The organism is Pseudomonas delhiensis (assembly GCF_900187975.1).
GTDB classification, from domain to species: Bacteria; Pseudomonadota; Gammaproteobacteria; order Pseudomonadales; family Pseudomonadaceae; genus Pseudomonas; species Pseudomonas delhiensis.
The window spans coordinates 36,518-56,408 of the sequence record NZ_FZPC01000027.1; the positions used below are offsets into that span (position 1 = coordinate 36,518).

The 19,891-nt window shown below is 70.1% G+C and carries 17 protein-coding genes; 14 read left to right on the forward strand and 3 right to left on the reverse strand.

Features of this window, described 5'->3' with window-relative positions; genetic code table 11:
• The first annotated feature begins 4 nt into the window (after positions 1 to 4).
• The 5 genes from CHC02_RS22780 to CHC02_RS22800 are packed head-to-tail and all read left to right on the forward strand — an operon-like array spanning position 5 to position 5,098.
• Positions 5 to 898 carry a PepSY-associated TM helix domain-containing protein gene (locus CHC02_RS22780; RefSeq protein ID WP_089393687.1) on the forward strand — a complete coding sequence of 298 codons (894 nt, stop codon included), beginning with the start codon at positions 5 to 7 and terminating at the stop codon, positions 896 to 898.
• Positions 891 to 2,009, forward strand: a complete 1,119-nt coding sequence (locus CHC02_RS22785; RefSeq protein WP_089393688.1) for an ABC transporter substrate-binding protein — start codon at positions 891 to 893, stop codon at positions 2,007 to 2,009. Before CHC02_RS22780 ends, CHC02_RS22785 begins: the two co-directional genes overlap by 8 nt.
• Positions 2,006 to 3,064 carry a FecCD family ABC transporter permease gene (locus tag CHC02_RS22790; protein WP_089393689.1) on the forward strand — a complete coding sequence of 353 codons (1,059 nt, stop codon included), beginning with the start codon at positions 2,006 to 2,008 and terminating at the stop codon, positions 3,062 to 3,064. Before CHC02_RS22785 ends, CHC02_RS22790 begins: the two co-directional genes overlap by 4 nt.
• A 26-nt stretch (positions 3,065 to 3,090) precedes the next feature.
• Positions 3,091 to 3,855, forward strand: coding sequence for an ABC transporter ATP-binding protein (locus tag CHC02_RS22795; protein ID WP_089393750.1), 765 nt, complete (start codon positions 3,091 to 3,093; stop codon positions 3,853 to 3,855).
• Between the two features lie 28 nt (positions 3,856 to 3,883).
• The gene (locus CHC02_RS22800) at positions 3,884 to 5,098 is read left to right on the forward strand and encodes an MFS transporter (protein ID WP_089393690.1); all 1,215 of its coding nucleotides are present in this window, start codon (positions 3,884 to 3,886) and stop codon (positions 5,096 to 5,098) included.
• Here the strand turns inward: CHC02_RS22800 and CHC02_RS22805 are convergent, their stop codons facing one another.
• The gene (locus tag CHC02_RS22805; protein WP_089393691.1) at positions 5,099 to 6,058 is read right to left on the reverse strand and encodes an alpha/beta fold hydrolase; all 960 of its coding nucleotides are present in this window, start codon (positions 6,056 to 6,058) and stop codon (positions 5,099 to 5,101) included.
• Positions 6,059 to 7,070: 1,012 nt separating this feature from the next.
• On the opposite strand from CHC02_RS22805, the gene CHC02_RS22810 reads away from it, so the two are divergent.
• The 8 genes from CHC02_RS22810 to CHC02_RS22845 all read left to right on the forward strand — a co-directional run bounded on the left by CHC02_RS22810 (position 7,071) and on the right by CHC02_RS22845 (position 14,567).
• Entirely contained in the window at positions 7,071 to 7,820 is a 750-nt protein-coding gene (locus tag CHC02_RS22810) for a GntR family transcriptional regulator (protein WP_089393692.1), read from the forward strand.
• Positions 7,817 to 9,559, forward strand: coding sequence for a fumarate reductase/succinate dehydrogenase flavoprotein subunit (locus tag CHC02_RS22815; RefSeq protein WP_089393693.1), 1,743 nt, complete (start codon positions 7,817 to 7,819; stop codon positions 9,557 to 9,559). Before CHC02_RS22810 ends, CHC02_RS22815 begins: the two co-directional genes overlap by 4 nt.
• A gap of 151 nt (positions 9,560 to 9,710) precedes the next feature.
• Positions 9,711 to 9,956 carry a 4Fe-4S dicluster domain-containing protein gene (locus CHC02_RS22820; RefSeq protein ID WP_089393694.1) on the forward strand — a complete coding sequence of 82 codons (246 nt, stop codon included), beginning with the start codon at positions 9,711 to 9,713 and terminating at the stop codon, positions 9,954 to 9,956.
• A gap of 273 nt (positions 9,957 to 10,229) precedes the next feature.
• Positions 10,230 to 11,636, forward strand: coding sequence for an ABC transporter substrate-binding protein (locus CHC02_RS22825; protein ID WP_089393695.1), 1,407 nt, complete (start codon positions 10,230 to 10,232; stop codon positions 11,634 to 11,636).
• 48 nt (positions 11,637 to 11,684) lie between these two features.
• Positions 11,685 to 12,473 carry an ABC transporter permease gene (locus tag CHC02_RS22830; RefSeq protein ID WP_089393696.1) on the forward strand — a complete coding sequence of 263 codons (789 nt, stop codon included), beginning with the start codon at positions 11,685 to 11,687 and terminating at the stop codon, positions 12,471 to 12,473.
• Positions 12,470 to 13,330 carry an ABC transporter ATP-binding protein gene (locus CHC02_RS22835; protein WP_089393697.1) on the forward strand — a complete coding sequence of 287 codons (861 nt, stop codon included), beginning with the start codon at positions 12,470 to 12,472 and terminating at the stop codon, positions 13,328 to 13,330. Before CHC02_RS22830 ends, CHC02_RS22835 begins: the two co-directional genes overlap by 4 nt.
• Positions 13,327 to 14,292: a HEAT repeat domain-containing protein gene (locus tag CHC02_RS22840; protein ID WP_089393698.1), complete on the forward strand. Its 966-nt coding sequence runs from the start codon at positions 13,327 to 13,329 to the stop codon at positions 14,290 to 14,292. Before CHC02_RS22835 ends, CHC02_RS22840 begins: the two co-directional genes overlap by 4 nt.
• Positions 14,289 to 14,567: a gamma-butyrobetaine hydroxylase-like domain-containing protein gene (locus tag CHC02_RS22845; RefSeq protein ID WP_089393699.1), complete on the forward strand. Its 279-nt coding sequence runs from the start codon at positions 14,289 to 14,291 to the stop codon at positions 14,565 to 14,567. The genes CHC02_RS22840 and CHC02_RS22845 overlap by 4 nt, the downstream gene beginning before the upstream one ends.
• A gap of 4 nt (positions 14,568 to 14,571) precedes the next feature.
• Here CHC02_RS22845 and CHC02_RS22850 read toward each other — a convergent pair whose 3' ends face one another.
• Both CHC02_RS22850 and CHC02_RS22855 read right to left on the reverse strand, forming a co-directional pair.
• Positions 14,572 to 16,188, reverse strand: a complete 1,617-nt coding sequence (locus CHC02_RS22850; RefSeq protein ID WP_089393700.1) for an alkaline phosphatase family protein — start codon at positions 16,186 to 16,188, stop codon at positions 14,572 to 14,574.
• Positions 16,189 to 16,444: 256 nt separating this feature from the next.
• Positions 16,445 to 17,350, reverse strand: a complete 906-nt coding sequence (locus CHC02_RS22855; RefSeq protein ID WP_089393701.1) for a LysR family transcriptional regulator — start codon at positions 17,348 to 17,350, stop codon at positions 16,445 to 16,447.
• Positions 17,351 to 17,530: 180 nt separating this feature from the next.
• Between CHC02_RS22855 and CHC02_RS22860 the strand changes: the two genes are divergently transcribed.
• The gene (locus CHC02_RS22860) at positions 17,531 to 19,885 is read left to right on the forward strand and encodes a TonB-dependent receptor (RefSeq protein ID WP_089393702.1); all 2,355 of its coding nucleotides are present in this window, start codon (positions 17,531 to 17,533) and stop codon (positions 19,883 to 19,885) included.
• The last annotated feature ends 6 nt before the right edge of the window (positions 19,886 to 19,891 follow it).

Genomic DNA, 19,891 nt, shown 5'->3' on the forward strand with positions numbered 1-19,891 from the left:
GCCGATGGCAGATCCGCGGGTATCGACCAGGGCCGGCCGGCGGCGTGCCTGGCTGGCCCTGCACCGCTGGCTGGCGCTGCTGTTCGGCCTGCCGCTGGCGCTGCTGGGCGCCAGCGGTGCGATGCTGGAGCTGCGCGGCCCCATCCTGCGCTGGGAGCTGGGCGCGGCCGCGCTCAGCGCCAAGCCCCACGCCGCCAGCGCCACTGCCCTTGACGACGCGGCATTGCGCGAGCGGGCGCGGCGGGCCTACCCGCGCTTCGCCCGCGTGCTGGGCAGCGCGGCGCCGCGCCAGGGTTTCCTGACCAGCGACAACGCCCTGGTCTTCGGCACCCTGGTCGACCGCCCGGGCACCGCGGTGGCCATGCTCGACCCTTACGACGGCGAGCCGCGGGCCTTCTTCGTCTTCGACGACCTGTGGCTGGCCAAGGGGGTCGCGCTGCACCGCAGCCTGCTGCTGCCACCTGCGGTCGGCTCGCCGCTGCTGGTGCTGTGTGGCGGCGTGCTCTGCCTGTCGTTGCTCAGCGGCCTGTACCTGTGGTGGCCGGGGCGGCGCAACTGGTGGGCGGCGGCCAGCCTGCGGCGTGGCAGCCGGGGCACGCGGAGGCTGCGGGAATGGCACAACCTCTGCGCCGCCTGGCTGTACCTGCCGCTGCTGCTGATCGCCCTTACCGGTGCCTGGCTGGCGCTGCCGCCCGGGCTCGCCGGCGCTGCGCCAGCCAAGCCGCTGCTTTCGGCCCTGCACGGGCGGCTGGGCCTCGGCATCGCGGGCATGGCCGTCGCCTTCCTCGCCGGGCTCGCCCTGCCCGTGCTGTACCTCACCGGCCTGCTGCTGTGGTGGCGCCGCCGCCCGGCGCGCCAGGCCCTTCCCTCCACGCAAGGAAACCCATCCCATGATTAGCCTCCTGAAACAGGCCTGCCGTGGCCTGCTGCTGTTGCTCCTGTGCGCGCCGGCCCTGGCGGCCACCCTCACCGACCTCGCCGGACGCAAGGTCGAGGTGCCGGCCCAGGTCAAGCGCGTGCTGCTTGGCGAAGGCCGCATGATCTACTCGCTGTCGCTACTCGAGGGTGCGGACCCCTTCGCCCGCATAGCCGGCTGGCAGGGCGACTTCCGCGGCCTCGACGTGCAGGGCTACGCGGCCTACCGCGCGCGCTTCCCGCAGGCGGACCAGGTGCCGCTGGTGGGCGGCACCTCGGCCGATACCTTCAGCGTCGAGAAGGCCCTGGCCGTGCACCCGGACCTGGTGCTGCTGGCGCTCAGCGGCGGCCACGGCCCGGGCCCCGGCAGCGAGGCCGTGGGCCAGCTGGAGGCGGCCGGGGTGGCGGTGCTGTTCGTCGACTTCAGCGAGCATCCGCTGCTCAACACCGTGCCGAGCATCCGCCTGCTCGGCGAAGCCCTGGGCCGGCAGCAGCGCGCCGAGGCGTTCATCGCCTTCTACCAGCAGGCCATCGACGCCGTGCGCCAGCCCCTGGCCGCGGCCGAGGCGCGCGGCGAGCTCGAGCGCCCGAAGCTGTTCATCGACATGCTCGCCGGCCTGCAGGACTGCTGCGGCTCGCCCGGACGCGGCAACTTCGGCGAACTGATCGAGCTGGCCGGCGGGCAGAACATCGGCGCCGGGCGCATCCCCGGCGCCATCGGCACCCTCAACCCGGAATACATCCTCGCCAGCGACCCCGAGCAGTACGTGGCCACCGGGGTATTCGGCGCCGGCCGCGGCGGCGTCACCCTCGGCTATACCGCCACCTCCGAACAGGCCCGCGACAGCCTGGCGCAGATCGCCAGGCGCCCGCCGCTGAACGAGTTGCGCGCGGTGCGCGAGGGCCACGTGCACGCCATGTGGCACATCTTCTACGACTCGCCGGAACACCTGGTCGCCGCCCAGGCCCTGGCCAAGTGGCTGCACCCGGAACTGTTCGCCGACCTCGACCCCGAGCGCACCCGCGAGGAGCTGTACCGGCGCTTCATGCCGATCCCGGCCGGCGGCGTGTTCACCGTCAGCCTGCAGCCATGAGCCTGTCGCTTTCCCACGAAGGCGCCGCGGCCGGCTACCGGCGGCGCTTCGCCCGCCGCCGCCTGGCGCTGCTGGGCCTGGGCCTGGCGCTGCTCGCCAGCCTGGCCCTGGACGTCGCCAGCGGCCCCTCGGCGCTGGAGTTGTCGCGCCTGCTGCAGATTCTCTGGAGCCCCGACGCGGTGCCCAGGGTGGAAGCGGTGATCGTCTGGTCGGTGCGCCTGCCCTATGCGCTCATGGCGGTGCTGGTCGGCGCCAGCCTGGCGCTGGCCGGCGCGGAGATGCAGACAGTGCTCGACAACCCGCTGGCCAGTCCCTTCACCCTCGGCGTGTCGGCGGCGGCCTCGTTCGGCGCGGCCCTGGCCATCGTGCTGCAACTGGGCATTCCGGGCGTACCGGCGCAGTACCTGATCTCGGCCAACGCCTTCGTCTTCGCCCTCGCCTCGGTGGCGCTGCTCTATGCCCTGGCGCGCTGGCGCGGGTTCGGCGTGGAGAGCCTGGTGCTGTTCGGCATCGCCCTGGTGTTCGCCTTCAATGCCCTGGTGGCGCTGCTGCAGTTCGTCGCCAGCCAGGACAGCCTGCAGCAACTGGTGTTCTGGAGCCTCGGCAGCCTGGCCCGGGCCAGTTGGGCGAAGCTCGCGGCCATGGCCCTGGCGCTGCTGCTGTGCCTGCCCTTCGCCCTGCGCCAGAGCTGGGCGCTGACCGCCCTGAGCCTGGGCGAGGAGCGCGCCCGCAGCTTCGGCGTGGACGTCGGCCGCCTGCGCCTCTTCAGCCTGCTGCGCATCAGCCTGCTGGCGGCGCTGGCGGTGTCCTTCGTCGGCACCATCGGCTTCATCGGCCTGGTGGCGCCGCACATCGCGCGGCTGCTGGTGGGCGAGGACCACCGCCTGTTCATCCCCGCCAGTGCCCTGGCCGGCGCGCTGATCCTGTCGCTGTCGTCGCTGGCCAGCAAGACCCTGGTGCCGGGCGTGCTGGTGCCGGTGGGCATAGTCACGGCCCTGGTGGGCATTCCCTTCTTCATGGCCATCGTCCTGCGCCAGCGTGGAGGTATCCGGTGAACGGCCTGCACATCGAACGGCTGAGCATGGGCTACGGCGCCCGGCGCATTCTTCGCGAGCTGGACCTGCCGGCGTTGCAGCCGGGCAGCCTGACCGCCCTCATCGGCCCCAACGGCGCCGGCAAGTCCACACTGCTACGCGGCATCGCCGGCCTGCAGCCAATCGCCGGGCGGGTACTGCTGGACAATGCCGACCTCGGCCGCCTGCCCCTGGCCGAGCGCGCGCGGCAGGTGGTCTACCTGCCGCAGAGCCTGCCGGAGCGCACCCGCCTGTGCGCCTTCGAAGCGGTGCTGGCGGCGGCCATGGCCGGGCGCAGCCTGTCGCTGCTGGACGGCGGGCACCCCGACGCGGAAACCCTGCGCGGCATCGAGCAGGCGCTGGCGGCGCTGGACCTAACGACGCTCGCCGACCGCCCCATCGACGCCCTGTCCGGCGGCCAGCGCCAACTGGTCGGCCTGGCCCAGGCCCTGGTGCGGCGCCCTCGGGTGTTGTTGCTGGACGAGCCCACCAGCGCCCTGGACCTGTACCATCAGTGCCAGGTGGCCGAAGCGATAGTCGAGGCCACCCGGACGCGCGGGCTGATCAGCCTGATGGTGGTGCACGACATCAACCTGGCCCTGGCCTGCGCCGACCGGGTGCTGGTCCTGCACCAGGGCGGGTTGGCCGCCGCCGGAGCGCCCGCCGAGGTGATAGACGCACGCCTGCTGCGCGAGGTGTACGGTGTGCGCGGCAGCGTCGAGCGGGTGCGCGAGCGCGGCCTGCTGCTGGTCGAGGGGCGCCTGCGCCCTTGAACCCACTTCCCACTACCCAGGAGCCCCCATGTCCGAAACCCCCGACGCCGTCCCCGCCACCGCCGAGACGTCCTTCGACCTTCGCCCGTTGCTGTTCTCCACCATGGCCGGGACCATGGCGATGATGGCCTTCGTCTCGCTGGTCGGCCCCATCGCCCGGGTGCTCGGCCTGCAGGCCTGGCAGGCCGGGGCCGCGGTCACCGTGTCCGGCGTGCTCTGGCTGCTGCTGGCGCGGCCCTGGGGCAATGCCAGCGACCGTGTGGGGCGGCGGCGCGTCCTGCTGCTGGGCAGCGCCGGGGTGACTTTGTCCTACGTGCTGCTGGCGGTCTTCGTCGATACCGCGCTGCGCCTGCAGCCCGTCGCCGCGCTGTCGTTCCTCGGCCTGCTGCTCGGGCGTGGTGCGGTGGGCGCCTTCTATGCTGCGCTGCCAGCCGCCGGGCAGGCGCTGATCGCCGACAACTACCCGCCGCGGCAGCGCGCCGCCGCCCTGGCCAGCCTGGGCGCGGCCAATGCCGTAGGCATGGTGCTGGGCCCGGCCATCGCCGCCCTGCTCGCCCGGCACAGCCTGAGCCTGCCGCTGTACGCCATGAGCGTGCTGCCGTTGCTGGGCTTTGGCGTGCTCTACGCCCGCCTGCAGCGCCAGGAGCACCACCTGCAACGCGTGGCGCAGAGCATCCGCCTCGGCGATGCGCGCCTGCGCCGGCCGATGCTGGTGGCCTTCGTCGCCATGTTCTGCGTGGCGGTGGCACAGATCACCGTGGGCTTCTTCGCCCTCGACCGCCTGGGCCTGGCGCCGGGCGAAGCGGCCCAGGCCGCCGGGGTGGCGCTGACCACCGTGGGCGTGGCACTGATCCTCGCGCAGCTGCTGGTGCGCCGCCTGGACTGGGCGCCGCAGCGGCTGATCCGCGTCGGCGCGCTGGTGGCCGGCATCGGCTTCGCCGGCACCTGCCTGGCGCTGCAGGCCTGGCAGCTGTGGCTGGCCTTCTTCGTCGCCGCGGCGGGCATGGGCTGGGTGTTCCCGGCCTTCTCGGCGCTGGCGGCCAATGCGGTGAATGCCGACGAGCAAGGCTCCACCGCCGGCTCCATGGGCGCCGCCCAGGGCCTTGGGGTGGTGCTCGGCCCGCTGGCCGGCAGCCTGCTCTACGGCCTGGAGCCGCGCCTGCCATACCTGCTGGTCGGCGCCCTGCTGGTGCTGGTGGCGGCCTGGCCGGAAGGCGCGCGGGCGCCCGCCGCGGCGGCCTGATCAGGCCGGGTAGTGACGGCCGAGGAAGTCCAGCAGCAAGGCATTCACCTCGGCCGGGCGCTCGTTCTGGATCCAGTGGCCGCAGCCTTGCAGGCGGTGCTGCTCCAGGGCCGGCACCACCTCGGGCATGCGCTTCAGGGTATAGGCCTCCAGGCTCGCCACCGGGTCGCGGTCGCCCACCAGGAACAGCGTCGGCGGCTTGACCAGTTGGCCGGCCAGGGGCTCGCTGAAGCGCCAGTTGCGCTCGAAGTTGCGGTACCAGTTGAGCGCCCCGCGGAAACCGCGGCTGGCGAAGGTCTCGATGTAGTGCGCCAGGTCCGCCTCGCTGCACCAGGCCGGCAGCGCCCGCGGCGTCGGCAGGCCGTCGAACAGCCGCGCGTCGGCGGGCTTGTCCTGGAGGAAGGGGTCGCCCTCGCCGGCGTCGCGGAAGAACAGGCGCAGGCTGCGCTCGATATCGGCGTCCAGCTCGGCCTCGGCCAGGCCCGGCTGCTGGAAGTAGAGGATGTAGTTGAAGCGCCCGGCGAAGACCTCGCGCAGTATCTGCGTGGCCGGCCGCTTCGGCCGCCCGGCATAGGGCACCGACAGCGTGGCCAGGGCCTCTACCCGCTGCGGCGCGAACAGGGCCAGGTGCCAGGCCACCAGGGCGCCCCAGTCGTGGCCAACCACCGCCGCGCGGGCCTGGCCGAGGGCGTCCATGGCGCCGAGGATGTCGCCGCAGAGGCTCTGCAGGTCATAGGCCTCGATCGGCTCGGGCGCGTCGCTGCGGCCGTAGCCGCGCATCTCCGGCACGTGCACGCGATAGCCGGCCCGCACCAGGGCCGGTATCTGGGCGCGCCAGGAGTGCCAGCACTCGGGGAAGCCGTGCAGCAGCCAGACCGGGCGGCCCGCCTCCGGGCCGGCGATGTGCACGCACAGGTGGATGCCGTTGACCGGCAGGGTGCGTCGTTCGAGGGGCTGCATGGCGAGTCTCCGGGCTTTTGTCGGGACGCTAGCAAGGGTGGCGCATGGCGTCATTCGTATTCGCCTGGCGAATGGTTGGGCATGGGAATCGTGGGATGGATGATCGCGGACGGAGTCCGCTCCTACAATCGTGTTTCCAGGTGACGTAGGCGTTGGGTTCAAAAGCGCCCTCTCCCCAACCCTCTCCCGCAAAGCGGGAGAGGGGGCTGTCCTGAGCGGGGAGAGAATCCTGAGTCATCCTGAAAACACCTAACCCCACCCCGTCATTCCCGCGAACGCGGGACGCGGCTCCATCGCGAACAGCGCTTGCGCTGGCCCGAAGGGGAATAACCCAGTGACTACGGGGTTCGCGAGCAAGAACTAGGCGTCCCCCTCGATCCTACGAAGAGCCGTGTCGCTCTTGATTTTGGATTTCCAGAGAAACATCCAAGCGCACCGGAACGCCCCTTCAGGAGGCCGAGCGAAACCGGCGCTCAGGAGGTCATGCGACATGGATGTCGCGAGAGCCCCGATGGGCTACAGGGACGTACCCTCGGGGCGGGCCTCCGTGGCGGGGGAATTCGTGAGGGTAGCCCGGCTTTATCGGGCCCGTATGCGGGGCAAGCCTTTTTGGTTCCTTTTGTGGCGACTGACAAAAGGGACTCGCCCGAGGGGGCGAAACAAGAGACATCAACGCACTCGGAGCGGCGCGCTACACCAAGCCCCCATGTTTTGCGGGGTTCCCGCGAACGCTGGAAGCCAATAGACAGTGGCTCCTACGACCGTACTCAACCGTAGCCATGGTGATGGGTATCGCCCACCCCACCCATGCCATTCACATGTAGGAGCGCGCCCTGCGCGCGATTCGCGGGCAGGGCCCGCTCCTACAGGCGGCAGGAAGGCATGGCATTCTCCCCTCGTAGGAGCGGACTCCCCCCATGTCCGCGCATATCCATATGCAAATCCGATCTTTCCCACCCGGATTCTTATTCCCCTATAGTCGCCCCACAACTCGTCATAACAAGTCATAGCCATGACCGAACTGCTCCCCCTCTCCCCCATCCCCCTGTACAGCCAGCTCAAGGAACTGCTGCGCACGCGCATCCTCGACGGCACCTACCCGCCCCTCAGCCGCATGCCCTCCGAGGCCGAGCTGGGCAAGGCGTACGCCGTCAGCCGCATCACCGTGCGCCAGGCCCTGGGCGACCTGCAGAAGGAAGGGCTGATCTTCAAGATCCACGGCAAGGGCACCTTCGTAGCCAAGCCCAAGGCGTTCCAGAACGTCAGCACCCTGCAGGGCCTGGCCGAGTCCATGGGCCAGCGCGGCTACGAGGTGATCAACCGCCTGCGCAGCTTCCGCTTCGTGCCGGCCGACGCCCAGGTGGCCGCGCGCCTGCAGGTGGCCGAGGGCGACACGGTCGCGCAGATCAAGCGTGCGCGCCTGGTCAACCGCGAGCTGGTGTCGCTGGAGGTCACCTACCTGCCCGAGGCCCTCGGCCGCCGCCTGGAGAAGGCCGACCTGGTGACCCGCGACATCTTCCTCATCCTCGAGAACGACTGCGCGCAGCCCCTGGGCCACGCCGACCTGGCCATCGACGCCATCCTCGCCGACGCCGAGCTGGCCGCCGCCCTGGAGGTGGAGGAAGGCTCGCCGGTGATGCGCATCGAGCGCCTCACCCACACCGCCGACGGCCAGCCGCTGGACTATGAACACCTCTACTACCGCGGCGACGCCTTCCAGTACCGCCTGCGCATCGACCGCCACAAGGGCCCCCGAGCATGAGCCACATCGACCTTCCCGAAGACAAGGAAAGCGCCTACGACATCGTCGTCATCGGCGGCGGCACCGCCGGTCCCATGGCGGCGATCAAGGCCAAGGAAGCCAACCGCGAGCTGCGCGTGCTGCTGGTGGACAAGGCCAACGTCAAGCGCAGCGGCGCCATCAGCATGGGCATGGACGGCCTGAACAATGCCGTCATCCCCGGCCACGCCACGCCCGAGCAGTACACCAAGGAAATCACCGTGGCCAACGACGGCATCGTCAACCAGGCCGCCGTCTACGCCTATGCCACCCACAGCTTCGAGACCATCGAGCAGCTCGACCGCTGGGGCGTGAAGTTCGAGAAGGACGAGGTCGGCGACTACGCGGTGAAGAAGGTCCACCACATGGGCGCCTACGTGCTGCCGATGCCCGAGGGCCACGACATCAAGAAGGTGCTCTACCGCCAGCTCAAGCGCGCGCGGGTGGAGATCACCAACCGCCTGGTGGCCACCCGCCTGCTCACCGACGCCGAGGGCGCGGTCAACGGCGTGCTCGGCTTCGACTGCCGCACGGCGCAGTTCCAGGTGATCCGCGCCAAGGCGGTGATCCTCGCCTGCGGCGCCGCCGGGCGCCTGGGCCTGCCCGCCTCCGGCTACCTGATGGGCACCTACGAGAACCCGACCAACGCCGGCGACGGCTACGCCATGGCCTACCACGCCGGGGCGGAGCTGGCGAACCTGGAATGCTTCCAGATCAACCCGCTGATCAAGGACTACAACGGCCCGGCCTGCGCCTACGTCACCGGCCCGCTGGGCGGCTACACCGCCAACGCCAAGGGCGAGCGCTTCATCGAGTGCGACTACTGGAGCGGGCAGATGATGTGGGAGTTCCACCAGGAGCTGGAGGGCGGCAACGGCCCGGTGTTCCTCAAGCTGGACCACCTGGCCGAGGAAACCATCCAGACCATCGAGGAAATCCTCCACGGCAACGAGCGCCCCAGCCGCGGCCAGTTCCACGCCAACCGCGGCACCGACTACCGCAGCCAGATGGTGGAGATGCACATCTCCGAGATCGGCTTCTGTTCCGGCCACTCGGCCTCGGGCGTGTGGGTCAACGAGAAGGCCGAGACCAGCGTCCAGGGCCTGTACGCCGCCGGCGACATGGCCGCGGTGCCGCACAACTACATGCTCGGCGCCTTCACCTATGGCTGGTTCGCCGGGCGGAACGCCGCGCAGTACGTGGCCGAGCGCGACTTCAGCGCAGTCGACCGCGCCCAGGTGGAGCGCGAGCGCGAACGCGTCTTCGCCCCGCTCGGGCGCGAGCACGGCCTGCCGCCGGCGCAGGTGGAGTACAAGCTGCGGCGCATGGTCAACGACTACCTGCAGCCGCCGAAGGTGACGAAGAAGATGGAGATCGGCCTGCAGCGCTTCGCCGAGATCGGCCACGACCTGGAGCAGCTGAAGGCGAACAACGCCCACGAGCTGATGCGCGCCATGGAAGTCAGCGTGATCCGCGACTGCGCCGAGATGGCCGCGCGCGCCTCGCTGTTCCGCACCGAGAGCCGCTGGGGCCTGTACCACCACCGCGTGGACTACCCGCAGCGCAACGACGCCGAATGGTTCTGCCACACGCACCTGAAGAAGGACGAGAGCGGTGCCATGACCAGTTTCAAGAAGCCGGTGGAGCCGTACCTGATCGCCCTCGACGACGTGGAGCAGAAGGCCTACGAGCGGTTGCGCGTCAGGAGCGACGCCGCGTAGGGCGAATAACCGTTCGCGGTTATCCGCCGCCGGCCGGAATACCGGTGCCCGACAACGACGGCGGATAACGCCCGGGGCGTTATGCGCCCTACGAAACACCGAGCCCGCCGCCATGAGAGCGGGCACAACCGAACCACGAGGTAGCCGTGCCATGCCCCACCAGCCCCAGGAAATCTTCTTCCGCTCCAGCGCCCCGGTGACCGTGGACGAGGACAAGTGCATCGCCGACAAGGGCTGCACCGTCTGCGTCGAGGTCTGCCCGATGGACCTGCTGGCGATCAACCCGGCCACCCGGAAGGCCTACATGGCCTTCGACGAATGCTGGTACTGCATGCCCTGCGAGAAGGACTGCCCGACCGGCGCGGTGAAGGTGGAAATCCCCTACCTGCTGCGTTGAGCTGCTGAAGTCGCTGGTTCCCCGCGTTCGCGGGGATGACGGTTCAAACACCGAACCTTATCCGTCACTCCCGCGAACGCGGGAGCCCAGTGCCTTGGCTACGACAGCTTCCTGTAGGAGCGGGCCCTGCCCGCGATTCGCGCGCAGGGCGCGCTCCTACACCCACAACGACAACCGGACACGCCACCGGACGCCTGATGCACCGCCCCTCGTTTCCCACCGCACACCGGCGGCGGAGACGATTCCAACACTCATGATTCGAGGGGAACACCCATGACCTTGCGCACCACCCTGGCCGGCCTCGCGCTGGCCATCGCCAGCCTTTCGGCACATGCCGAGACCATCCGCGTCGCCATCGGCACCCAGGACACCACCATCAACTGCGCCGCCGGCGGCCTGCTGGTCCGCGAGCTGAACCTGCTGCCCAAGTACCTGCCCCACGACGGCAAGTACAAGGACGCGCAGTACGACATCCAGTGGAAGAACTTCACCAGCGGCGCCCCGCTGACCAACGAGATGGTCGCCGACAAGCTGGACTTCGGCGCCATGGCCGACTTCCCCGGCTCGCTCAACGGCGTGGCTCATGAGGCGGCCGGCAAGCGCAGCCTGTTCATCAGCGTGCTTTCCGGCAGCATCGAGGGCAGCGGCAACGGCATCGTAGTGCCGGCCTCGTCCAGGGTGCAGTCGCTGGCCGAACTCAAGGGCCAGACCATTTCCGTGCCCTTCGCCTCCACCGCCCACGGCCTGCTGCTGCGCGCCATCGCCGCCCAGGGCTGGGACCCGGACAAGGACGTGACCATCATCGCGCAGCCGCCGGAAGTCGCCGGCTCCGCCCTGCAGGCCGGGAAGATCGCCGCCCACGCCGACTTCGTGCCCTTCGCCGAGCTGTTCGAGAGCCGCGGCATCGCCCGCAAGATCTACGACGGCTCCCAGGCCAAGGCGCCGACCTTCCACGGCGCGCTGGTGGAGGCGGACTACGCGCAGAAGTACCCGGAGATCGTCGAGGCCTACCTGCGCGCCACCTACGAGGCCAACCAGCTGCTGGCCGCGGAACCGGAGAAGTACAGCGAACTGATCGAGAAGGTCGCCGGCATCCCCGCCGAGGTGAACTACCTGTTCCACGGCCCGCTCGGCCTGCAGACCCGCGACCTGACCTGGAAGCCGGAGTACCGCCAGGCGGTGGCCACCGCCATCGACACCCTGAAGCTGCTGAAGAAGGCCGACCGCGGGCTGAACGTCGAGCAGTTCGTCGACGACCGCTACATCCGCGCCGCCTTCAAGGCCGCCGGCGCCGACTACGAGGCCGCGCTGAAGAACTACGCCCAGCAGCCGCTGACCGCGAAGGACGCGCTGACCGGCAAGACCATCGACGATGCGCGCCACGTCGCGCAGATCTGGGTGCGCGGCGAGCCCAGGGTACGCAGCTACGCCTCGGCCCGGGAAGCCCTGGGTGAGCTGGCCAAGCTCAAGCAGCAGGGCAAGGACATCCGCGCGGTCTACGCCCAGGCCAGCGACAACGGCATCAAGCTGCTGGCCAGCCAGGCCTGGTTCGTCCAGGGCAAGGACGGCGCGCTGGACGCCTTCCTGCTCAAGGAACAGGCCGAACGCTACGCGCAGAGCAACGGCGGCGAGGTGCGCGACTTCGCCGGCGCCAGCCAGCAAGCGCTGGCCAGCCGCTGACATCCACGCCCGGCGCCCTGCGCGCCGGGCCCTTGCGGAGCCACGAAAATGAACCTCACAACCCTGTCCCGCTGGAGCCTGCGCCTGGCCTCGCTGCTGCTCTGCGTGGCGCTCTGGCAGCTGGCCAGCGCGCGCCACCTGAACCTGGGCATCGTCACCTTCGCCAACGTCCCCGGCCCGCGCGAGGTGATCGACGCGGCCTGGCAACTGACGCAGTCCAGCAAGCTCGGCCGGCACCTGGGCGCGAGCCTGGCGCGGGTGCTGGCCGGCTACCTGCTGGCGGCCGTCGCCGGCGTGCTCCTGGGCCTGGCCATTGGCCGCGGCCGCTGGGCCCGCGACAGCCTGCTGCCGCCGCTGGAAGTGCTGCGGCCGATCCCGGCGGTGGCGTGGATCCCGCTGGCGATCCTGATGTTCCCCAGCTCCGAGCTGTCGATGATCTTCATCACCTTCACCGGCGCGCTGTTCCCGATCCTGCTCAACACCATCCACGGTGTCGAGGCGGTGGACCCGCGCCTGCTCGCTTCGGCCCGCAGCCTCGGCGCCGGGCGCCTGGCGCTGCTGCGCGAGGTGGTGCTGCCCGGCGCCCTGCCGAGCATAGTCACGGGCCTTGCCATCGGCATGGGCACCTCCTGGTTCTGCCTGGTGACCGCCGAGATGATCTCCGGGCAATGGGGCATCGGCTACTACACCTGGGAGTCCTACACCTTGCAGAACTACCCCGACATCGTTGTCGGCATGCTGCTGATCGGCGTGCTCGGCATGGCCAGCAGCCTGCTGGTGCGCCAGTTCGGCGCCCTGGCCACGCCCTGGCAGCGCCAGGCCGGAGGCAAGCCATGAGCCTGCCGGAGAACCTCCCCGCCGGGCACGTGCGGGTGGAGAACCTGTCGATCCACCTGGGCAGCGGCCGCGACGCCTTCGAGGCGGTGCACTCCCTCGGTTTCAGCATCGAGCCCGGAGAATTCGTCTGCGTGCTCGGCCCCTCCGGCTGCGGCAAGTCCACCCTGCTCGGCGCCCTGGCCGGGCACCTGCGCCCCAGCGGCGGCAGCCTGGAAGTCGACGGCCAGCCGGTGAGCGGCCCCTCGCCGCAGCGCGGCATGGTGTTCCAGCACCACACCCTGCTGCCCTGGCGGCGGGTGCGCGACAACGTCGCCTTCGGCCTGAAGATGCGCGGCGTGCCCCGCGCCGAACGCCACGCGCGGGCCGAGGAAATGCTCCAGCTGGTCGGCCTGGAAGGCTTCGCCCAGCGCTGGCCGTCGCAGCTTTCCGGCGGCATGCAGCAGCGGGTGGAGATCGCCCGGGTGCTGATCAACCAGCCGCGCCTGCTGCTGATGGACGAACCCTTCGGCGCCCTCGACGCGCAGACGCGGATGATGATGCAGGCGCTGCTGCTGGACATCTGGACGCGCCTGCGCACCAGCGTGCTGTTCATCACCCACGACATCGACGAGGCGCTGTTCCTCGCCGACCGCATCCTGGTCATGAGCCCGCGCCCGGGGCGCATCCTCGAGGAAATCCGCCTGGACTTCCCGCGCCCGCGCCCGCGCCACGCCGACCTGCTGACCAGCGCCGGGTTCGCCCGCCTGAAACGCCACTGCCTGGAACTGCTGCGCCACGAGGACGGCCGCCAGCTGCCGCGCCTCACGCCCCTGGGCCTGCCGATCAACGAACAGACAAGACCGCGATTCGCCATATGACTGACTTGATAACCGACAACCCCGACATCCTCGACCTGCAACCGCGCCTGCAGCACGCCGACCCCGGCGTGCGCCGCATCGCGCTCATCGACCTGGCCGACCTGGAGGAGCCCGAGGCCCTGCCCTGGCTGGCCCAGGCCCTGGCCATTGATCCGGCCGCCGCCGTGCGCGCCGAAGCCGCGCGGCTGCTGGAAGCCTGGGAGGAACCCGACGTGGTCCAGGCCCTGTGCCAGGCCCTGGCCGACAGCGACGAAAGCGTGCGCGAAGCCGCCGCGCAAAGCCTCAGCGAACTCAAGACCGCCGACGCCGGGCGCCTGCTGCTGCCCTGGGCCGCCCACGCCGACACCTTCGTCCGCCGCAGCGCCCTGCGTGCCCTGCGCGAACTGCGCCTGGACGAAAGCGTGGCGCCGGCCCTGGCCGCGCTGGACGATGCCGACGCCGGCGTGCGCCGCGAGGCGGTGGGCATCCTCGGCTGGCTCAAGCGCATCGAGGCCCTGCCGCGCCTGGCCGCCCTGGCCAGCGACGATGCCGACAGCGAAGTGCGCCGCGCCGCCGCCGGCGCCCTCGGCCTGGCCAGCGACGCCAGCGTGCTGCCGGCCCTGCGCGCCGCGCTGAACGACAAGGCCTGGAAGGTCCGCGAGGAAGCCGCCGGCACCCTTGGCAAGCTGGGCCTGCAGGAAGCCGGCGAGGCCTTGCTGCAGGCGCTGCAGGACGACTTCTGGCAGGTGCGCCTGCGCGCCGCCCGCGCCCTCGGCAACCTGCGCTACCAGGCCGCCCGCGAAGCGCTGCAGGCACTGCTCGGCCACGCCATCAGCAACCTGCGCAAGGAAGCCGCGCTGGCCCTCGGCGAACTCGGCGACATCCGCGCCCTGCCCGCCCTGCAACAGGCCCAGGCCGACGGCGACCCGGAAGTGCGCAAGGCCGTGCGCATCGCCCTCACCCAACTGGGCGCGCCGGCATGAACGCGCCCCGTGCCCTGCACCGCTCCAGCGCCGGGCGCGAACTGCGCATCGACTGGGGCGACGGCGAGGTGCAGCGCATCGCCTTCGCCCGCCTGCGCGGCGCCTGCCCCTGCTCGCAGTGCCGCGCGGCGCGCCTGCAGGGGCGCATCGCGCTGGTCGGCGCCGAGGTCGGGCTGAGCGCCGTGAACCCGCAGGGCTACGGCGTGCAGCTGGTGTTCGACGACGGCCACGAGCGCGGCATCTACCCCTGGAGCTACCTGCGCCAGCTGGGTTGAGCCGCTACCACTCGCCGATGCGCACCAGCTTGCCGCCCTCCGGCTCGCCGTAGCGGAAGGCCTGGCCGCGCAGGTCGATCTCCTCGTTGCTGATGGTGGTGCGCCGCTTCAGGCCGCGCAGCCACTGGAACAGGTAGGCCTGGTGCTGCTCGCGGACCTCCGCATGGGCCGGGTCGGCGCCCAGGTCGCGCAGTTCGCCCGGGTCCGCCTGCAGGTCGAACAGCTGCGGGCGGAAGCCATCGTAGGCCAGGTACTTCCAGCGCTCGCTGCGCACCATGTACATGCGGCAGGCGTCGATGGGCCGACCCAGGCGCTCGCGGGCCGGGGCCTGGAAGGCGTAGTCGTATTCGGCGATGGCGTATTCGCGCCAGTCCGCCGGCCGGTGGCCATGCAGCAGCGGCAGCAGCGAGCGGCCCTCGACGCGGTGCGCCGCGCCCGGCACGGCGAAGGCGTCGAGCAGGGTCGGCAGCACGTCGATGGACTGCACCAGCGTCTGCTCCACCGTGCCCCGCGTGGCATCGGCGGCGGCGCGCGGGTCGCGAACCAGCAGCGGCACGCCCACCGCCGGCTCCAGCAGGAACTCCTTCTCGCCCAGGCCATGGTCGCCCAGGTAGTCGCCATGGTCGCTGGTGAAGACGATCAGGGTGTCGTCCCAGCGGCCGCTGCCCTGCATGTGGTCGAACAGCCGGCCGAGCTGGTCGTCGATCTGCCTGATGAGCCCCATGTAGGTGGGGATCACGGTGTTGCGCACCTCCGGGCGGGAGAAGTTCAGGCTCTCCTGGTGCTGCTGGAAGGCCTGGTACACCGGGTGCCGGCTCTCCTCGCCCGGCGCCGCGCGCAGTACCGGCTGCACATGCTCGGGGCCGTACAGCGCATGGTAGGGGGCGGGTGCGATATAGGGCCAGTGCGGCTTGATGTACGACAGGTGCAGGCACCAGGGCCGCTCGCCCTGCTCGCGCATGAAGTCGATGGCGCGGCCGGTGGTGTAGACGGTCTCGCTGTGCTGCTCCGGCAGGCGCGTGGGCAGCCCGGCGTTGCGCATCTGCCAGCCGCTGAGCAGCTCGCCGTTGGCACCCTCGGCGGCATTGGCCCAGTCGTGCCAGGGGTTGTCGCCGGTATAGCCGAGGTTGCGCAGGTAGTGGGTGTAGGGCGCGCTTTCACGCTTGTCGGCGAACAGTTCGCCGTCGGGGTAGATGCCGTCGTTGCGGTCGTAGGGCTCGAAACCGGCCTCGGCCAGTTGCAGGCCACGCTCGCTCTGCGGGTCCACGCCCAGCGCCTGCATGCCTTCGAGGTTGGCGGTGGCGTGGGTCTTGCCCACCAGCGCGGTGCGGATGCCGGCCGGGCGCAGGTAGTCGCCCAGGGTCAGTTCCTCCAGCGGCAGCGGCACGGCGTTCCAGCTCACCTGGTGGCTGCTGACGTAGCGCCCGGTGTACGAAGACATGCGCGAGGGCCCGCAGATGGTGCCCTGGGTGTAGGCCCGGGCGAAACGCACGCCCTCGGCGGCCAGGCGGTCGATGTTCGGCGTGTGCAGGTGCGGGTGGCCGTAGCAGGACAGGTAATCGCGACGCAGCTGGTCGCACATGATGTAGAGGACGTTGCGGATGGGCTGGGGCTGGCTCATGGGGCGTTCGGCATGACGGATGGAGCCACCATTTCGCCGGCTGCCGGGCCGGGTGACAAACGCATTTGCAGCAAGATTTGCATGCAGGGAATGCAATGGGGTCGTGGTGTGGGAGCGAGCTTGCTCGCGAATGGAGTTCACCGGCGGTTATGGCGTATTGGTTTTACTCCGCTCCCTCTCCCCAGCACCCACAACTCCCGGTGAACTCTGTTCACGAGCAAGCTCGCTCCTACGAAGAGCAGCAAGACAGTTGCCCCTACACCGTCTCCTCGTCGATCCGCTGCAGCTCCCCGATCATCGCCTCGGCCAGCGGCGACAGGCTGTAGCCCGCGCGGTACACGATGCCGTAGCGCGTATGCAGTTCCTCCAGGTCCTCCGGCAGCTCCGCCACCGTCAGCGCCACCAGCGGCTCACCGACGCCCTGGCCCAGGCCGCTGGCGATGCCGATGGCGTTGGAGGCCAGCACCACGGCGTTCAGGCCATGGCCGTTCTCGCACTCGATGTCCGGGCGGAAGTCCGGGCGGCCGCTGAGGTCCACCAGCACCTTGCGCAGGTTCGGCGGGCTGAGGTTGGTGGCGATGGGGTAGCTGAGCAGTTCCGCCGCGCTCACCGTGCCGCGGCCGGCCAGCGGGTGGCCGGGGCGGCAGCAGAAGTGCCACTTGCGTGGCTTCAGGCGCAGGGTGCGGTACTCGGGGTTGGCCTCGAAGTGACGGGTGTCGGCGACGAAGAACTCGAAGTCCTCGCCCTGCAGGCGCTTGCCCAGCACCTGCCAGTGCTCCACCTGGAAGGCCACCCGCGCCTTGGGGTAGCGGCCGTTGAACGCGGCTATGGCCCGCGGCACCAGCCAGGCCGCCGGTGCCGGCCCCGCGCCGAAGCGCAGCTCGCCCGCCTCCAGGCCGTTGAACAGGGCGATCTCGTTGGCCAGCTTGTGCGCGCCGCTGACCAGCCGGCGCGCGTGTTCCAGCACGATCAGGCCCTGCTTGGTGGGGTTGAGTTCCTTGCTCGCGCGGTCCACCAGGCGGCAGCCGGCGCTGTGCTCCAGGGCCTGGATGCTGCGGCTGAAGGCCGATTGCGACAGGCACACGGCGTCGGCCGCGGCGACGAAGCTGCGGTGCTCGGCAAGGGCGATGAAGTGGCGGAGCTGGCGAAGGTCTATATGCATTTTCTACATAAAAAATATTGGGCAAATGCAATTGTCCGAAGGTGGACGGCCTTCTTATAAAGGCAATCTCTTATTCCGTAAATAAATCGAAATACATAAATAAAGATCGATACGGAATAAAAAGATTGCAGGCCGACGAGCCGGTCCTGCGCGACACGACCTCTTCTCCAGGACCATCCCATGCACCACCGAGATTCCGCGCCCCGCTTCCGCCGCCGGCTGTTGCCGCTGTCCATCCTGCTGGCCTCCGGCAGCCTGGCCATGGGCGCCTTGCACGCCGAGGAAGCCACCCCGCAGGACGCCGCCACCCAAGCCCAGGCCCAGGGCGAAGCCAGCACCCTGGGCACCGTCACCGTGACCTCGCGGCGCCGCGAGGAAAACTCCCAGGACGTGCCCACCGCCATGAGCGTGCTCGGCGGCGAGCCCCTGGAAAGCCAGCGCATCTACCGCGTGCAGGACCTGCAGCAGCTGGTGCCCAGCACCAACGTCGCCTACGTCCACGCGCGGCAGTCCAGCGTGTCCATCCGCGGCCTGGGCAACAACCCGGCCAGCGACGGCCTGGAAGGCAGCGTCGGGCTGTACCTGGACAACGTCTACCTGGGCCGCCCCGGCATGGCCTCCTTCGACCTGCTGGACATCGAGCAGCTGGAGGTGCTGCGCGGGCCCCAGGGCACGCTGTTCGGCAAGAACACCACCGCCGGGGTGATCAACATCTCCACCCGCCTGCCCAGCTTCACCCCCGAGCGCAGCGTCGAGGTGTCCGGCGGCGAGGACGGCTACTTCCAGGGCAAGGCCACGGTTTCCGGGCCGCTCACCGACGAGCTGGCCGGGCGCTTCTCGGCCTACCGCACCCGCGACGACGGCTACGTGAAGAACGTCTTCGACGGCAACACCCTCAACGGCGGCGCCCGCCAGGGCTTCCGCGGCCAGCTGCTGTACAAGCCCGACGAGGACTTCAGCCTGCGCTGGATCGGCGACTACAACGAAGAGAACTCCAGCAACGGCATCCTCACCCTGTTCAGCACCGGGCCGGCCATCAATGGCGTCAACCGCTACGAGCAGCGCGCCCGCGCCGCCGGCGCCAGCCTGGTGTACGGCGACGACCGCAAGGTCAACTTCGACGCCGCCCAGCGCGTCACCGTGTTCCAGGGCGGCACTTCGCTGGAGGCCAACTGGAAGCTGGCCAACGACTTCACCCTGACCTCCATCAGCGCCTACCGCTGGTGGGACTTCACCCCGCGCAACGACGACGGCCTGAACGTGGCCGCGGCCTACAACGCCGGCGTCTCGGTGCGCGACAAGCAGTGGTCGCAGGAGCTGCGCCTGGCCTCGCCCACCGGCGGCTTCTTCGACTACGTGCTGGGCGCCTACTACTTCGGCCAGGACCTGGACAACCACTCCTTCAACCTCTACGGCCCGCAGGCGGACATCTGGAATGGCACCGCCACCGGCGCGCTGGCCAACGTCACCAGCCTGGGCGACGGGCACATCGACACCGACAGCTATGCGCTGTTCGCCCAGGGCACCTGGCACCTGACCGACCGCCTGGACTTCACCGCCGGCCTGCGCGGCACCTACGAGGAGAAATCCGCCTCGGTCGGCCGCGATGCGCCACTGGGCGGGGCCGCCGTCAGCGGCGCCGCCCTGGCTGCGCGCAACGGCCGGGCCGGCGCCTACGATTCCGGCGACCTTTCGGTGTACAGCTTCTCGCCCTCGGGCCTGCTCAGCCTGAACTACCACTTCACGGACAACCTGATGGGCTACGCCTCGCTGTCCCACGGCGAGAAGTCCGGCGGGGTGAACCTGACCGTGGCCAGCGCCCCCACCGCCGGCGCCGACTCCCTGCTGGTGGGCAGCGAGCGGGCCAACGACGCCGAGCTGGGGATCAAGAGCACGCTGTTCGACCATCGCCTGATCCTCAACGCCAACCTGTTCGCCACCGTGGTCCACGGCTACCAGGCCAACGCCTACGACGAGGCCACCCGCACCTCCTACCTGACCAACGCCGGCGACGTGCGCTCGCGCGGGGTGGAGTTCGAGGCCACCGCCCTGCCCGTCCGCGGGCTGACGCTGAACCTCAACGGCTCCTACAACGACGTGCGCTACCTGTCGTACAAGAACGCCCCCTGCCCGCCGGAAGTCGGCTTCCAGGCCGGCGCGCCGGCCTCCTGCGACCTCAGCGGCCACCAGGTGGTGGGCGCCTCCAAGTACATCTTCAACGCCAACGGCGAATACAAGTGGCGCCTGGAAAACAACCTGGAGCCCTACGTCACCGCCAGCTACGCCTTCCGCTCCAAGGCGGTGGGCACCATCGACGACTCCGACTACGGGCAGATCCCCAGCTACGCCATCGTCAACACCGCGCTGGGCCTGCGCGGCGACTACGGCGACGGCCGCTGGGACCTGTCGCTGTGGCTGAAGAACGCCTTCGACAAGACCTACTACACCAGCCTGTGGAACTCGGCCAACGGCGGTTACGCCGGCGTGCTGGGCACCCCGCGCACCCTGGGCGTGACCGCCCGCTACGACTTCTGACCGCCA